1 pseudogene is annotated in these 865 nt (G+C 54.8%); it reads right to left on the bottom strand.

Annotated elements, in window-relative coordinates:
• Window positions 1-620, bottom strand: a pseudogene (locus tag HMPREF1986_RS13115) (IS30 family transposase); the annotation flags it as partial.
• Between the last annotated feature and the right edge of the window lie 245 nt (window positions 621-865).

Here is an 865-nt window from a genome sequence, read left to right as displayed (position 1 = left end):
TTGCAGTAAAACAGCCATGTGCGGCGGTTCCCATTGGCATCAAATTCAATGCTTTTCGGGTCGGAAAATTCGCTGCCGTTGTCCGCCAGAAGTACCGGAAACAGATCGGGAAACGTGTTCGGGCCAAGTTCCAGATACAGCCTGTGGAAGAGATCGGTTACCGATTGGGAATCGTTATGCTCCCGTCGGACAGCGAGCTGCAGGCCGTCTGTCACAAAGGTGATCGTAAGCATGACAGCCCTCCCTTTTGTGCCCTCTACCGAATCGAGCTCGACCAAAGGGGTGTCTGGATTCTCATCCATAAAGATCTTAAAGTCTTCCAGAGTGCGCCCTTCACGACACCTGGGATCGACTTTTACGGTATCCGGCCCTTTGCGGCGGGGATGCATCCTCACCTTGCGCGGCATATCGATGTTCCGTGCAGAGAAGAGGTTCGCGTCCATGTAGGTATAAAGCGTCCGTTCACTGACCATGAGTTTTGCCTTATGGTTCAGGCAGATATGGTGCAGCGACTGGCCTTTGAGCAGAAGGGGAGAAATGATATCATCCAGTCGCTTTTGCTCCTCGTCGGAGAGGGCAATTCCCCGACGCGCCTCGGAGAGCACGTCACGGTATTCCATCTGGGCTTTTGCCCCATCGTAGAAGCGCTTCTCAAGCGTACAGAGCCGCTGCTGGCTGCATCCATTGCAGACGTACGGAGGTTTTGCCAGCCTGGGGCATTCTTCCTTTTGGTAGAGTGTACAGGAAGTCGTGCACTTGCCGCAGACAGAGCAGTAACGAACCCGCGCTTTTTCCGGTGGACATGCCTTGCAGGCGCCTGAAATCCGGCACCCCTTGCGGTTGATGCAGTCATTGAACGGCCTGC

Origin of the sequence: Oribacterium sp. oral taxon 078 str. F0263, from assembly GCF_000469565.1 — a bacterium.
In the GTDB taxonomy this organism is placed as follows: domain Bacteria; phylum Bacillota; class Clostridia; order Lachnospirales; family Lachnospiraceae; genus Oribacterium.
Note: the sequence above shows the minus strand (reverse complement) of the source record. Positions and strands in the feature narration are given on the sequence as shown.